The 12,232-nt window shown below is 72.2% G+C and carries 13 protein-coding genes; 5 read left to right on the top strand and 8 right to left on the bottom strand.

Annotation, left to right across the window (positions count from 1 at the left end):
• On the bottom strand, nt 1-532 hold a 532-nt coding region (locus CR470_RS29165; RefSeq protein WP_097870490.1), incomplete at its 3' end, for a ribonuclease H family protein.
• Nucleotides 533-726: 194 nt separating this feature from the next.
• On the opposite strand from CR470_RS29165, the gene CR470_RS29160 reads away from it, so the two are divergent.
• Entirely contained in the window at nt 727-2,625 is a 1,899-nt protein-coding gene (locus CR470_RS29160) for an ABC transporter ATP-binding protein (RefSeq protein WP_097870489.1), read from the top strand.
• Nucleotides 2,626-2,787: 162 nt separating this feature from the next.
• Here the strand turns inward: CR470_RS29160 and CR470_RS29155 are convergent, their stop codons facing one another.
• Nucleotides 2,788-3,057, bottom strand: a complete 270-nt coding sequence (locus tag CR470_RS29155) for a hypothetical protein (RefSeq protein ID WP_097870492.1) — start codon at nt 3,055-3,057, stop codon at nt 2,788-2,790.
• A gap of 152 nt (nt 3,058-3,209) precedes the next feature.
• Between CR470_RS29155 and CR470_RS29150 the strand changes: the two genes are divergently transcribed.
• The 3 genes from CR470_RS29150 to CR470_RS29140 all read left to right on the top strand — a co-directional run bounded on the left by CR470_RS29150 (nt 3,210) and on the right by CR470_RS29140 (nt 6,361).
• Nucleotides 3,210-3,905: a class I SAM-dependent methyltransferase gene (locus CR470_RS29150; protein ID WP_097870488.1), complete on the top strand. Its 696-nt coding sequence runs from the start codon at nt 3,210-3,212 to the stop codon at nt 3,903-3,905.
• A 316-nt stretch (nt 3,906-4,221) separates the two neighbouring features.
• On the top strand, nt 4,222-4,818 hold the full coding sequence (locus tag CR470_RS29145) for a carbonic anhydrase (RefSeq protein ID WP_097870487.1): 597 nt from the start codon (nt 4,222-4,224) through the stop codon (nt 4,816-4,818).
• Nucleotides 4,819-4,891: 73 nt separating this feature from the next.
• Nucleotides 4,892-6,361 (top strand): SulP family inorganic anion transporter, encoded by a 1,470-nt coding sequence (locus CR470_RS29140; RefSeq protein ID WP_097870486.1) that lies wholly within the window; start codon nt 4,892-4,894, stop codon nt 6,359-6,361.
• A gap of 65 nt (nt 6,362-6,426) precedes the next feature.
• On the opposite strand, the gene CR470_RS29135 is transcribed toward CR470_RS29140, so the two are convergent.
• From CR470_RS29135 to CR470_RS29125, 3 genes are all read right to left on the bottom strand, one after another.
• The gene (locus tag CR470_RS29135; RefSeq protein ID WP_097870485.1) at nt 6,427-6,864 is read right to left on the bottom strand and encodes a DUF2267 domain-containing protein; all 438 of its coding nucleotides are present in this window, start codon (nt 6,862-6,864) and stop codon (nt 6,427-6,429) included.
• Nucleotides 6,865-6,989: 125 nt separating this feature from the next.
• Nucleotides 6,990-7,388: a DUF2267 domain-containing protein gene (locus CR470_RS29130; protein ID WP_097870484.1), complete on the bottom strand. Its 399-nt coding sequence runs from the start codon at nt 7,386-7,388 to the stop codon at nt 6,990-6,992.
• Nucleotides 7,389-7,487: 99 nt separating this feature from the next.
• Nucleotides 7,488-7,919 carry an Hsp20/alpha crystallin family protein gene (locus CR470_RS29125; RefSeq protein WP_097870483.1) on the bottom strand — a complete coding sequence of 144 codons (432 nt, stop codon included), beginning with the start codon at nt 7,917-7,919 and terminating at the stop codon, nt 7,488-7,490.
• 137 nt (nt 7,920-8,056) lie between these two features.
• On the opposite strand from CR470_RS29125, the gene CR470_RS29120 reads away from it, so the two are divergent.
• Nucleotides 8,057-8,740 carry an HSP18 transcriptional regulator gene (locus tag CR470_RS29120; protein ID WP_097870482.1) on the top strand — a complete coding sequence of 228 codons (684 nt, stop codon included), beginning with the start codon at nt 8,057-8,059 and terminating at the stop codon, nt 8,738-8,740.
• A gap of 61 nt (nt 8,741-8,801) precedes the next feature.
• Here CR470_RS29120 and CR470_RS29115 read toward each other — a convergent pair whose 3' ends face one another.
• The 3 genes from CR470_RS29115 to CR470_RS29105 all read right to left on the bottom strand — a co-directional run bounded on the left by CR470_RS29115 (nt 8,802) and on the right by CR470_RS29105 (nt 12,212).
• Nucleotides 8,802-9,587 carry an SAM-dependent methyltransferase gene (locus tag CR470_RS29115; RefSeq protein WP_097870481.1) on the bottom strand — a complete coding sequence of 262 codons (786 nt, stop codon included), beginning with the start codon at nt 9,585-9,587 and terminating at the stop codon, nt 8,802-8,804.
• 245 nt (nt 9,588-9,832) lie between these two features.
• Complete coding sequence (locus CR470_RS29110) at nt 9,833-10,795, bottom strand: 5'-nucleotidase (RefSeq protein ID WP_097870480.1); 963 nt, start codon at nt 10,793-10,795, stop codon at nt 9,833-9,835.
• Between the two features lie 82 nt (nt 10,796-10,877).
• Nucleotides 10,878-12,212, bottom strand: a complete 1,335-nt coding sequence (locus CR470_RS29105; protein WP_097870491.1) for a lanthionine synthetase C family protein — start codon at nt 12,210-12,212, stop codon at nt 10,878-10,880.
• Nucleotides 12,213-12,232: the final 20 nt, after the last annotated feature.

Genomic DNA, 12,232 nt, shown 5'->3' with positions numbered 1-12,232 from the left:
CCCCGGACGCCTCCGATCGCCCCTTCGTGGACCGCGCGGGCGCGGGCACCGGCAGAGCCGTGGCGCCGTGCGCCGTACCGGCACGGCACTGGGCCACGGCCGCCTCGCTGGCGGCCTGGTCGGCGATCGCGTTGAGCGGGTCCCCGTTCACCTGGTGTGCGGGCACATAGCGGAACGTCACCGTGCGGTCGGCCAGCAGGGCGTCGATGCGGGTGACCAGTTCTCGGTTGGCGACGGGCTTGCCGCCGGAGGTCTTCCAGCCGTTGCGCTTCCAGCCCGGCAGCCACTTGGTGACGGCGTTCATGGCGTACTGCGAGTCCATCCGCACCTCGACGCGCGCCGCCGGACCGGTGGACTCCAGCAGCTCCGCCAGCGCCGTGAGCTCGGCGACGTTGTTCGTCGCGGTGCCGAGCGGACCGGCCTCCCAGCGCTCGGGGTTCCCCTGCGCGTCGGCGACGACCCACGCCCAGGCGGCCGGACCCGGATTTCCCTTCGACGCCCCGTCACACGCGGCGATGATGCACTCGTTCATCCCTTGATCATGCCAGCCCCGCATGACCGTTCCGACCGGCCGCGCGGCCGGGGAGGACCCTGACGCCCCGCCTCGCCGCCGTTGACCTCAACCAAACGTGAGGTCATAGCCTCCGAGTGAACCCGGGGCCGCACGGCCCACGGGATCCGCAGGCCGTCGGGGGAACCGGGGGCCGTCAGACCTCGGAGCACCCCATGGACATGGAAGTCACGGCGTGGCATTCGCTGCACAGTGCGATGAACGCCCAGCAGGATCGCCGACCCTTCTCCCGGACGGCGTTGCGCCGCATCATGGCCTTCGCACGGCCCCACCGGCGACGGATCTACCGTTTCCTGCTGCTGAGCGTCCTGACCGCGCTGCTCGCGGTGGCCACCCCCCTGCTGGCCGGCAAGGTCGTCGACGCGATCGTGAACGGCGCGGACACCGGGACGGTCACCCGGATCGCCCTGCTCATCGCGCTCATCGCCGTCGTCGAGGCCGGTCTCGGCCTCCTTACCCGCTGGCTGTCCTCGACCCTGGGCGAGAGCCTGATCCTGGACCTGCGCACCGCAGTCTTCGACCATGTGCAGAAGATGCCGGTGGCCTTCTTCACCCGGACCCGGACCGGCGCCCTGGTCAGCCGGCTCAACAACGATGTGATCGGCGCGCAGCGGGCCTTCAGCAATACGCTCTCCGGCGTCGTCTCCAACGTCGTCACGCTGCTGCTGACGCTCGCCGTGATGCTCACGATCTCCTGGCAGATCACGCTGCTCTCGCTGGTGCTGCTGCCGGTGTTCGTCGTGCCGGCCCGCCGGATGGGGGCCCGGATGGCGGGGCTCCAGCGGGAGGCGGCCGACCACAACGCCGCGATGGGCACCCAGATGACCGAGCGGTTCTCCGCCCCCGGCGCGACGCTGGTCAAGCTCTTCGGGCGTCCCTCCGACGAGTCGGCCGAGTTCGCCGCCCGCGCCGACCGGGTACGTGACATCGGCGTCCGTACGGCGATGGCCCAGTCGGCGTTCATCACCGCCCTCACCCTGGTCTCCGCCCTGGCACTGGCCCTGGTCTACGGGCTCGGCGGCTACTACGCCCTGCGCGGCAGCCTGGAGCCGGGGGCCGTCGTGGCGTTGGCGCTGCTGCTGACCCGGCTGTACGCGCCGCTCACCGCGCTGGCCGGGGCCCGGGTCGAAGTGATGAGCGCGCTCGTCAGCTTCGAGCGTGTCTTCGAGATCCTGGACCTCAAGCCGCTGATCGAGGAGAAGCCGGACGCCGGCCGGGTGCCGGAGGGCCCGGTCTCCGTGGAGTTCGACAAGGTGTCCTTCGGCTACCCCTCCGCCGAGAAGGTCTCCCTCGCCTCGCTGGAGGAGGTCGCCACGCTCGACGAGCGGGGCGGTACACCGGTCCTGCACGAGGTCTCCTTCCGCGCCGAACCCGGCCAGATGATCGCCCTGGTGGGCTCCTCCGGCGCGGGCAAGTCGACGATCGCGCAGTTGCTGCCCCGGCTGTACGACACGGACGCCGGCGCCGTGCGGCTGAACGGTGTCGACGTACGCGATCTGAGCGCGGACTCGATCCGGGACACGCTCGGCATGGTCACCCAGGACGGGCACCTCTTCCACGAGTCGGTGCGGGCCAACCTGCTGCTCGCCCGGCCCGACGCCTCCGAGGACGACGTCTGGGACGCCCTGCGCCGCTCCCGGCTCGACGGTCTGATCGCCTCGCTGCCGGACGGACTCGACACGGTGGTGGGCGAGCGCGGCTACCGGCTCTCCGGCGGGGAGCGCCAGCGTCTCACCATCGCCCGCCTGCTGCTGGCCCGTCAGCGGGTCGTGATCCTCGACGAGGCGACCGCGCACCTCGACTCCACCTCGGAGGCCGCCGTCCAGGAGGCGCTGGCCGAAGCGCTGACGGGCCGGACCGCCCTGGTGATCGCCCACCGGCTCTCGACCGTACGGGCGGCCGACCGGATCCTGGTGGTGGAGGCGGGCCGGATCGTCGAGAACGGCACGCACACCGAGCTGCTGGCCGCCGGCGGGCGGTACGAGGAGCTGTACCGCACCCAGTTCGAGCGGCCGGCGTCGGACGGGGAGAGGCCGGTCCAGCCGGTCCGCTGACCCGGCGCACGCCCCCACGCCGTCCCGGCCGGACCTCACCGGCCGGACGGCGTCAGCGCATGCCGATGCGGGCGAGGGACGCCCGCTCGGCGGCCCGCAGCCGTCGCAGGGCGTGGCCGCCGCACCGGCGCCACTCCTTGGGCTGTCTCTNAGAGACAGGCGTCAGCGCATGCCGATGCGGGCGAGGGACGCCCGCTCGGCGGCCCGCAGCCGTCGCAGGGCGTGGCCGCCGCACCGGCGCCACTCCTTGGGCGACGCCCGCGGCCGGTGCCCGCCGTTGGTGACGAGCGCGTTCACCGACGTCATCGGGTCCGCCGCCATGGTCTTGGCCAGCAGCACGCCGACCACCAGCGGGAGCAGCGTGACGGCCAGGGCGGAGCCGGCGGTGGTGACGTGCTGAATGCGGGGGTGGCGCGGCGCTTCGGAGGTCATGCGGTCATCGAACAGCGGCCCGGGCACCGGAACATCGGGGAACGTACTCAGGGGTGTGGGACCGGCATACTCAGCCGCCCGCGGGGGGACGCTCACAGCGGCCGGGTACGCGGATCCCGGCCGGGCCGCCGGACCACGGAGGGAGCACCTCGATGGGTGACAGCCAGGGACTCGGCGGCAGCGAGGAGCCCCGTGACAGCCAGGGGCTTCCGGACACGGACGCCGGCCGCGGGAGTCCGGCCGCGGCGGTGTTCGACGCGCTGGGAGCGGAGTACGAACGGGCCTTCGCCGCTTCGGCCGCCCACCGCGAGTCGCTGGAGAGGCTGCTGGCGGGCCTGGCCCCGGGGAGCCGGGTGCTGGACGTGGGCAGCGGGACGGGCCGGCCCACGGCACGGACCCTGGCGGACGCGGGGCACCGGGTGCTGGGCGTCGATGTGTCGCCGGTGATGACCGCGCTCGCGGCCCGACAGGTGCCGGAGGCGGAGTTCCGGTGTGCGGACGTCCGCGATCTCCCCCTGCCGGAGGGCGCGTTCGACGCGGTCTGCGTGTACTTCTCGCTGCTGCAGATGGAGCGCGGAGAGCAGCGCGAGCTGCTGGAGCGGCTCGTGCGGTCGCTGCGGCCCGGCGGACTGCTGGTCGCCGCGACGGTGCCGGTGGACGCCGCGGGCGTCGACGCGGTGTTCATGGGGCAGCCGGTCCGGGTTTCCAGCTTCGGCGCCGAGGAGTTCGCCGCCCTGATCGCGCGGGCGGGGGTCACCGTGGAGTGGGAGCACAGCGCGCTGTTCACCCCGGACCACCCGGCCGGCGCACCGGAACCGCACCTCTTCCTGCACGGCCGCCGCAGCTGACGGCGCGGCCTTCCCACGCGGCACTCCCCGCCCATTGGCTATCACAAAGAACAAGCCGAATGAATGACATGGGTGGCGCATTTGTGTTTCTTCACGAGAAGGTAATGCGATAGCAAAGTTCTTGTCTATATGCTCAGCTCCAGTCGCATCCGCGAGGAGCGATCGAATGGGGCTTCCCGGCGCCTGCCTTCCGGCATACCGCAAGGTGAGGCACCTTCACCATTCCGAACATTCATCCGGTTTCACACAGCACATTCGTCAATATGACCCGACCACACCGCTCCCCGGCAGCGCCGGATGCAGGAGGCAGGCCACCATGCAGTCCCTCGTAGAACACGCCCGGACATTCACCGAGCACGTCGCCGCGAACGCAAAGCACTTCGAACGCCTCGCGGACGGCCAGACCCCCGAAGCACTCTTCGTCACGTGCTCGGATTCGCGTGTCGTCCCCTCACTGATCACCGGCGCCCGCCCAGGTCAGCTCTTCGAACTCCGCACCGCCGGCAACATCGTTCCGTCCTATCCGGCGGAGGACCGGCCCACGGGCGAGGCCGCGACCATCGAGTACGCGCTGCGCGCACTCCAGGTGCGCGACATCATCGTGTGCGGGCACTCCCACTGCGGCGCCGTGGGCGCCGTGTTCCGCGGCGACGACCTCTCCGCCATGCCCGCCGTACGTCACTGGCTGGAGCACTCCACGGACGGCCGGGACCCGGCGGCGGACCCCGGCGACCTCCCCCTGGCGATCCAGGCCCACGCCCTCGCCCAGCTCAACACCCTGCGGGGCTACCCCGCGGTGCGCGAGCGGCTCGCCGAGGGTACCCTCGGCCTGCACGCCTGGTACTACGAAGTGCACACCGGCTCCGTCAGCGTTCACCGGCCGGAACGCGGGACCGAGTTCGCCCGCCTTTGACGGTTTTCCCTCCCCACGCTCGCGCGCCCGGCCCCCCGGCGGGCGCGACCGTACCCACAAGGGAAGCCCCACCGTGATTTCCGCGAAGGAACTCAAGAACCCCCACGTCGTGCGGCGTGACCTGCTGGCGTCACTCGTCGTCTTCCTGGTCGCACTGCCCCTGTGCGTCGGCGTCGCCGTCGCCTCCGGAGTGCCGGCCGAACTGGGCCTGGTCACCGGCATCGTCGGCGGACTCGTCGTCGGCTTCCTGCCGGGCAGCAAGCTCCAGGTCAGCGGACCGGCCGCCGGACTCACCGTGCTCGTCTACGAGGCGGTCAAGGAATTCGGCCTCGCCACACTCGGCCCGATCGTGCTGGCCGCCGGTCTGCTCCAGGTGGTGCTGGGCCTGGCCCGCTTCGGCCGCTGGTTCCGCGCCATCTCCGTCTCCGTGGTGCAGGGCATGCTCGGCGGAATCGGCCTGATCATCGTGCTGGGCCAGGTGTACGCCATGGCGGACACCGAACAGCCGGGCAGCGGTCTCGCCAAGCTGGCCGGGCTCCCCGGTCTCGCCGTCGAGATCATCACGAACCACGAGGCCCTGACCGCCTTCGGCCTCGGCGCCGGAACGGTCGCCGTGCTGCTGCTGTGGCCGAGGCTCCCGGCCACCGTACGCCTCGTCCCGGCACCCCTCGCCGCGGTCGCCCTGACCACGGCCGTCGCCTTCCTGGCCGGTCTGCGGCCGGCGGTGGCCGACGTCAACGGGCTGCTGAAGGCCATCGATCTGCCCGGCGGCGCGGATTTCGCCCGGCTCGCCGATGTGGCGATCATCGGCACGGTCCTGGCCTTCGCCCTCATCGCCTCGGCCGAGAGCCTGTTCAGCGCGGCGGCCGTCGACCGGATGCACGACGGTCCCCGCACCGACTACGACAAGGAGCTGGTGGCCCAGGGCGTCGGCAACACCCTCTGCGGGGCGCTCGGCGCGCTGCCGATGACCGCGGTCATCGTCCGCAGCGCCACCAACGTCCAGGCCGGGGCCACCACCGCGCTCTCCCGGATCGCCCACGGCCTGTGGCTGCTGCTCTTCGCCGCGCTGCTGCCCGCCGCCGTCGGGATCATCCCGCTGGCCGCGCTCGCCGGGATCCTCGTGCACGCCGGCTGCAAGCTGGTACCCGCCAAGGAGTTCGGTCCGCTGTGGCGCGAGCACCGCGGGGAGGCCGTGCTCCTGGCGGTCACCGCGATCGCCATCGTGGTGACCAACCTGTTCGAGGGGGTCGTGTTCGGCCTGCTGCTGGCGGTGGTCAAGTCGGCCTGGGAGACCTCGCACGTCCAGCTCACCACCCGCCGGCTCACCGGCGGCCGGGTCGTGGTGACCCTCACCGGGAACGCCACCTTCCTGCGGCTGCCCCGCATCCTGGAGCAGTTGGAGAAGCTCCCGCAGGACCAGCCCATAGAGCTGGACCTGACCGGTCTGCGCCACCTCGACCACGCCTGCCGGGTCGCCCTGGAGAACTGGGCGCGCCGGCACAACAACGCGGAGATCGAGCCGGTGACGATCCGCCGGTAGCCGTACGCACCCTGCCACCCCGCTTCGCGGCGGCCCTGGACGAGGGCCGCCGCGAGGTCTTGGGATCAGGCGGCCTGGGCGAGGAGTTCGGCGCGGCCGAAGAGGAGCGCGTAGCCGGGCGGCAGGCTGCTGACGACCCGGGCGACGAGATCGTCCCCCAGCAGAGCGGCGATCCGGCTGAGGACGACGCCGGCGTCCCACCGGGCGGTCGCCGGGGTGCCGCCGGTGTGCTCGGCGAGGTCACGGACGAAGGCCGCGCCGGAGAGCTGCTTCACAGCGGGCACTTCGGAGGTGAACACCAGGGCGGCTTCCCTGGGCAGGGCCGCGGCGAGCGCGACGCGCTCGTCGCCGGTGACCTGCCGACCGAGGGCGCGCAGCACAGCGCGGAGGCTCTCCTCGGCCCGTTCGCGCGTCGGGTACGCGCCCTCGTAGCGGATCTTCTCCAGCAGCCGGTCGACCGTCGTGACCGCCGGTGCGCCGGCGCTGGAAGGCTCATGGATCATCGTGGCGGCAGCCTTTCTCGTCAGTGCTGTTCGCATCTCAGTGCTGTTCGCATCGGGGCGCCGCCCGCTCCGACCGCTCACCGTCACGGCGGCGCGGCAGGGGCAGGGCAGCGGGTTGATCAAGCTCATGCGTTCTTCGGATGCCCGCCGAAGAGCACGTCATACCCGGGCGGCAGTTGAAGCAGGATGCGCCGGGTGAGTTCCTCGCCCGCCGCCTCCGCGGCGACGCTCAGAACAGCGCCGACGTCCCAGCGGGCGGTCTGTTCGCCGGCTCCCTCGATCCAGGCCGCGGTGGCACGCACGAAGCGCTCCGGGGAGAGCGGTTCGGCGGCCTGAAGCGGGTTGAGCAGGATCAGGGCCATGGTCTCCGGCAGCCGGGCGGCCAGTTCGGCCCGTTCTCCGCCGACCAGGTGAGCGCCGAGGAGGGCCAGGACGACGCGCGCGGCGCGTTCGGCCTCCGTTCGCGTCCCGTACTCGCCGCGCTCCCGGATCCGGTCCAGGAACGCCTCCCATCGCAGGGTCACCGCAGTTACCCCCTCGGGTGGTTGCCGGGCGGGGGCCGGGAGCGGGGAAAGGAAGGGGAGTCCGTCCCGGCCCTCGCCGCTGTCGTGGGCCGACCCGGGTCAGCCCTTGATCTGCTGGCGCCGGGACTCCCCGCCGATGGCGATCTTGCGGGGCTTGGCGCGTTCGGCGATCGGGATGCGCAGCGTCAGCACCCCTGCCTCGTAATCGGCGTCGATCTGTTCGGTGTCGAGCGCGTCGGCGAGCACGATCTGCCGGGAGAAGACCCCCAGCGGGCGCTCGGAGAGCTCCATCTGCACATGGTCGGCGTTCACCGCCGGCCTGCGCTCGGCCTTGACGGTCAGCATGTTCCGCTCGACGTCGATGTCGATCGCGTCCGGCGGGACGCCGGGGAGATCGAACGCCACCACGTACTCGTCGCCCTCGCGGTATGCGTCCATCGGCATCGCCGAGTGCCGCGACCAGGTGCCGGGGCGCAGGAGCTGCTCGGTGATCCGGTCGAGTTCACGGAAGGGATCGGTACGCATCAGCATGACGGAAACACCTCCAGTCGATCGGGCGGACGGCCCGTGCTTTTCACCTGAGACCGTTGTAGCATGTCATCCATTCGATGACAACTGACCGTGTCGCCGAAAGGATGACCAATCTTCGAGAGAGCAAGGGAGCTACCGTGTCCCCACGAGCCAGGCCCGAGCCGTTCCAGCACCCCGCCCCGGACGCCGTCTCCCTCCTCGCGGCGGCTGCGGCCCTGAAGGACATCGACGAGGCGCTCCGCGGGGCCCACGTCGGCACCGCGGACACCGACTCCGGACCTGCGCCGGCTACCGATCGGACCCAGGCCCTGGCCTCGCTCCAGCTGTTGCGTGAGGTGCGGGAGCGGCTCGCGGGCTGGGAGACCGGGCTGATCGAGACGGCCCGAGCGGCCGGCGCGAGCTGGGCCGACCTGGCAGACCCGCTGGGCGTGGCCAGCCGTCAGGCGGCCGAGCGACGCTACCTGCGACTGCGCCCCGGCACGGAGGGCAGCACCGGGGAACAACGGGTCCAGGCGACCCGGGACCGCCGGGCCGGCGACCGCTCGATCACCGCTTGGGCCCGGCAGAACGCGGCCGACCTGCGGTCCCTCGCCGGCCAGATCACCGCGCTGGCCGACCTCCCCGCCTCGGCCGACCCTTCACTGGACCGGCTCCGACAGGCGCTCGGTGCGGACGACGCCGCCGCCCTGGTCGCCCCGTTGACCGCGCTCGGACCACATCTCACGTCGGAGCACCGGAAGTTGGCGGACCGGGTGGGTTCACTCGCCCGCCATACCAGCCGGCTGCGCGAGGACACGGCCATCAAACGGCGGAGCGGCTGAACGACACCCCTGTGGGTCCGGGCACCCTCCCCCGGACCCACATTCCCCGCCCGCCGTACGGCTACGGCTTGCGGGCGACGAGCCCCCACTGGTCGACCGGCACCGCGTCGTCCTCCTCGGGCCGCCAGCGGTCGATCGAGACGAATCCCGGCTCGACCAGCTCCAGGCCCTTGGCGCAGTCGGTGATCTCCTCCGGCTTCCGGACGAGGTAGGGCGGGTTGTCGCCCGACGCGTACGCCTCCTGGGCGGCCAGCGTCTGAGGCGTCGTCACCGTGTCACAGAGCACCAGGTAGCTACCCGAGGGCATCCGGGACAGATACCGCTGGACGACCTCGATACCCTCGGCCGGAACGAGGTGTCCCAGGGTCGAGAGCAGGAGAACGGCGACGGGTTCGGACAGGTCGAGCGTCTTGGCCGCCTCCTCCACGACCGCGTCCACATCGGACAGATCGGCGTCCACGTAGGCCGTGCGGCCCTGCGGGGCGCTGGTCAGGAGCGCCTCGGCGTGGGCCAGGACGATCGGGTCGTTGTCCACATAGACGATCCGCGACTCGGGGGCGATGCTCTGCGCCACCTCGTGCGTGCTGTTCGCCACCGGAAGCCCGGTCCCGACGTCCAGGAACTGGCGTACCCCCGCCGAGGCAAGGTGGTGGATCGCGCGGATCTGGAAGGCGCGCGAGGCACGGGCGATGTCGACCATCTGCGGGTAGGCCGCGCTCACCACGTCGGCCAGCTCACGGTCCACCGGGTAGTGGTCCTTGCCGCCCAGCCATGCGTTCCAGACGCGCGCGGAGTGGGGAATGTCGGACCGGATCCGGCGGCGGAAATCGTCGTTGTCGACGCTCATGTCTCTCCTCTACTCACTGTCCGTACAAGGCCGTTGACCGAATTCCCGCTGGCCGGGGCCCTGGAGGTGACCGTACCCCGCCGCCCGGCGGCACGCAGCGGGGGCGGGCCACCTTGCTCGCGAACCCGACTCACCGCCGCGTCGCGGGGCACCCCACCGGCTCCGACCATCCCCTTGTCAGTACTTTCCGTATCATGTTGGTGACTCTAGGTGCACGGTTGGGCTACGACGCTGGAGCCAGGAGGTCACGCTCGGCTGCTGAGCGCGGCCGTGGGCGCCGTCGGCTCGTTGAGCTTCCCGAACGGCACGTGGACGCTCGGGGTGGTCCGCGAGGTGCTCTCCAGGTGGCCCTGCTGGTCGTCGAAGAAGATGTGCGGCTTCAGGATCTTCATGATCCGGCCCTTGTCGATCCCGCCGAGGAAGAACGCGTCGTTGACGGTCACGCCCCACCCCTTGAGGCTCTGCACCGCCCGCTCGTGCGCGGGTGCGTCGCGCGCCGTGACGATGGAGACGTGCAGGCGGATCCGGTAGTCGGGGTCCTTCCGGCGCTCCTGCTCCTCCCGCTGCTGGATCCGGTTCACGTTTGCCAGGAAGTCCCTCAGCGGCCCGGCGTCGTGCGGAATCCCGGCATGGGTGACCTCGTGGGCGCGGAACTTCTCGATCCCGCCCTCCTGGAACACCTGCTCCGACGCGTCCGTGGCGAGGACCCCGTCGAAGTCGAAGGCGATCCGCAGGTCGTGGTCGTCGGCGTCGTCCTCGTAGGGAGCACCCAGGACGTGCCCGGCGGGCAGCCCGGCGGCGACCGCCTCGCGGACGTCCCTCTCGTTCGCCGACAGGAACAGGGACATGTTGAGGGCGGGCATGAACCGGTGCGGCGAGCGGCCCTGCGTGAAGATGGCCCGGCTGATGGGCAGGCCGTGGCTCTCTATGGAGCGCATGACCCGCAGCCCGGTGTCGGGGTCGTTCCGGGACAGGACGATGACCTCGACCAACGGGTCGTTCACCTCGCCCAGGTCGTTCAGCGACAGCAGGCGCCGGATGAAGGGGAACGCGCTGCCCGGGCGGAGCCGGTCGCCCACGTACCGCTCCTGGTGGGCGCGGTAGCTCTCCTCGCCCTGTTCCCGGAAGACGGCGTCCGACTCGGTCAGGTCGAAGAGCGCGCTGGACGCGATCCCGATGACCAGCCGGTCGGCGAGTTCGTAGTACACGGCGCCCCCTCCGGTCGGCCCCTTGCCGACGCGCCCCCACTATCGCACCGTCCGCACGCTCTTCCCGCACGGGCCGGAGGGGTCAGCTCAGCAGCAGCGCGCTGTCCCAGGACGTGGTCCGCACGTTCCCGGTGGCGTACGTGTGCAGGGCGAGGGCGATGCCCGCGGCTCCTTCCAGGAAGCCGGGGCGGTCGAGTTCGCGCGCCGCGAGCGTGTGGGAGTAGCGGTAGCCGAACGGGGCCTCGGGGTCGAACCCGTCCAGCACCCGCGCCGCCAGTCCGTCGGCGGCGGCCTGGAGCCCCGGGTCGTCGCTGTCGTCCGCCATGCGCAGCACGATCTGGAGGAGCCCGGCCCATCCGTGGCACAGCGCGGAGTCGCGGATCAGGCCGTCGTTCGCCGCCGTCAGCGCACCGCGCAGCGCGGCCTCCGCCTCCGCTCGCCAGTCCGCCCGGTCCAGAGCGGCTCCGGCAAGCTGGACGGCGCGGGCCGCGCCGGCGGCGCCGTAGCACCAGGAGTCCCGTCCGCGCTCCGGCGGCTCGCCGCTCTCCATGCGTTCCAGGGTCATCAGGTGGGGCCAGCGCGGGCCGGCCTCGTCGGTGGTGCGCAGGCGGGACAGCAGCGCCATGGTCCGCTCGATGGCCTCGTCCTGACGGTCCACCCGGAACCCTGCCCGCCAGGCGACGGAGAGGAGCGCGAGCGGCCCGGGGACACCGTGGGCGAGACCGAGGTTGACGTGCTCGGCGAGCCCGTGGCCCAGCCCGTCGGTGACCCACCAGGCGGGCAGCCGGGTGCCGTGGCGCGTGATGTCGTCGGCGGTGGCCACGACCACGAGGGAGGTGAGGACCTCGGACAGGGCGCCCCCGGCCGCCTCGCGCTCCGCGCGCCCGTCCGCCGCCTCGTGCCGGGCCAGCAGATAGCGGCCGATCCCGGTGGTGCCGCCGAGGACGTCGTAGCGGCTCCACGCTGCGGCCGGTTCTCCCGCGCGCGTCCGCTCCAGGTCGGCGCGGGCGCGGGTCCGCGCCCGGTCGACGATGTGCCGGTCCAGTCCGGCGAGCATCGTGGTGTAGCCGCCGGAGCCGACGGCCGCGGTGTGCCCGGCGTACGCGAGGGCGACCATGCCCCCGTACAGCGACTGCGGCAGCGGCCGGAGTCCGGCGGCGAGTGCCGCGGACAGATGCGCGTGGACCCGCTCGCGCGACTCCGGATCCGTGGCGGCCGACTCGGCGTGGAGCAGGGCGACTCCGGGGTGGCCGTCGGAGAGCAGCAGCGGATCCCACACCGGTTGCGGGTCGCCCGGGTAGTGCATCAGGTTGTCCGGCACGCCCGCGATCCGGGCCACCCGCTCCGGGTCGGCCAGCCGGTCCGCGACCTCCGCGACGATCCGGGCGGCGGCCTGCCGGTGGGCGGGCCCGCGCACGGCCGGCCCGGGCGTCGGAT

It is taken from the genome of Streptomyces sp. rh34, assembly GCF_002551245.1.
Lineage (GTDB): Bacteria > Actinomycetota > Actinomycetes > Streptomycetales > Streptomycetaceae > Streptomyces.
This window is presented reverse-complemented; position numbering and strand designations above follow the sequence as displayed.

What these genes read in the sequence shown, in the direction of transcription:
- CR470_RS29160 (WP_097870489.1), top strand. Translation starts at nt 727, where the DNA reads ATGGACATGGAAGTCACGGCGTGGCATTCGCTGCACAGTGCGATGAAC.
- CR470_RS29155 (WP_097870492.1), bottom strand. Translation starts at nt 3,057, where the DNA reads ATGACCTCCGAAGCGCCGCGCCACCCCCGCATTCAGCACGTCACCACC.
- CR470_RS29150 (WP_097870488.1), top strand. Translation starts at nt 3,210, where the DNA reads ATGGGTGACAGCCAGGGACTCGGCGGCAGCGAGGAGCCCCGTGACAGC.
- CR470_RS29145 (WP_097870487.1), top strand. Translation starts at nt 4,222, where the DNA reads ATGCAGTCCCTCGTAGAACACGCCCGGACATTCACCGAGCACGTCGCC.
- CR470_RS29135 (WP_097870485.1), bottom strand. Translation starts at nt 6,864, where the DNA reads ATGATCCATGAGCCTTCCAGCGCCGGCGCACCGGCGGTCACGACGGTC.
- CR470_RS29125 (WP_097870483.1), bottom strand. Translation starts at nt 7,919, where the DNA reads ATGCTGATGCGTACCGATCCCTTCCGTGAACTCGACCGGATCACCGAG.
- CR470_RS29115 (WP_097870481.1), bottom strand. Translation starts at nt 9,587, where the DNA reads ATGAGCGTCGACAACGACGATTTCCGCCGCCGGATCCGGTCCGACATT.